We start from the raw sequence: 652 nt of genomic DNA, 5'->3' as shown, positions 1-652 counted from the left end.
GTGGGTGTGGCGGTGGTGGGCGAGGGCGTCGAGGAAGGTGTTGGCGGCGGCGTAGTTGGCCTGGCCGGGGTTGCCGAGGGTTCCGGCGGCTGAGGAGTACAGGACGAAAGCGGAGAGGTTGAGGTGTTTGGTCTGCTGGTGCAGGTTCCAGGCGCTGTCGGCCTTTGGCCGCAGGACGGCGTCCAGGTGGTCTGGGGTGAGGTTGGCCAGCGTGGCGTCCTGAAGGATGCCGGCGGTGTGCACGACCGCGGTCAAGGGGTGCTCGTCCGGGATGGTGGCGAGCAGGTCGGCGAGTTGGTCGGCGTCGGCGGTGTCGCCGAGGGTGCCGGTGCCGCCGGTGATGAGGATGGTGCCGTCCGGGTTGAAGGGTGTCGGCGGGGGGACGGTGAGGACGATCTTGCCGGTGTGGCGTGCCTGGCTGAGGAAGCGGAAGGCGTCGGGGGCCTGGCGGATGTCCCATGCGGTGGTGGGCAACGGCCGCAGGGTGTTGTCGTGGAACAGCACGCTGAGGTCGGCCAGCATCTCCTGGATTCGGTCCGGGCTCGCTTGGTACAGGTTGTATGCCTGGTAGGTGACGCCGGGGTGGGTGGTGGTGATGGTGTGGGGGTCGCGGAGGTCGGTTTTGCCCATTTCGAGGAAGTGTCCGCCGTGG

Annotated in this window: 1 protein-coding gene; it reads right to left on the bottom strand. The window is 68.4% G+C overall.

All coding sequences use genetic code 11. The features are described from left to right. Window positions 1-652: KR domain-containing protein (locus tag IH48_RS33910; RefSeq protein WP_037844043.1), on the bottom strand; the 652-nt coding region annotated here is incomplete at both ends.

Origin of the sequence: Streptomyces sp. NRRL F-5126, assembly GCF_000721265.1 — a bacterium.
Lineage (GTDB): Bacteria > Actinomycetota > Actinomycetes > Streptomycetales > Streptomycetaceae > Streptomyces.
The sequence above is the reverse complement of the archived record's forward strand: the minus strand, read 5'-3'. Positions and strand labels throughout refer to the sequence as shown.